Source organism: Paenibacillus sp. VCA1 (assembly GCF_031583795.1).
Taxonomy (GTDB): domain Bacteria; phylum Bacillota; class Bacilli; order Paenibacillales; family Paenibacillaceae; genus Paenibacillus_AQ; species Paenibacillus_AQ albilobatus.
This window is the reverse complement of the sequence record NZ_JAVLSX010000055.1, coordinates 1-251: the sequence shown is the minus strand read 5'-3', so window position 1 is coordinate 251 and position 251 is coordinate 1. Positions and strand designations below refer to the sequence as shown.

General features: G+C 51.4%; 1 rRNA gene. It reads right to left on the bottom strand.

Annotated elements, in window-relative coordinates:
• Window positions 1–251 (bottom strand): 23S ribosomal RNA (locus RJP21_RS31125); the annotation flags it as partial.

Here is a 251-nt window from a genome sequence, read left to right as displayed (position 1 = left end):
CAACCCCGGCCAGCAAGCTGACCGGTTTAGGCTAATCCGCATTCGCTCGCCGCTACTAACGGAATCACTTTTGTTTTCTCTTCCTCAGGGTACTTAGATGTTTCAGTTCCCCTGGTATGCCTCTTCATAACCTATGTATTCAGTTATGAGTGACTGGCTATTACACCAGCCGGGTTTCCCCATTCGGACATCCCCGGATCAAAGCTTGCTTACAGCTCCCCGAGGCAGTATCGTTGTTCGCCACGTCCTTC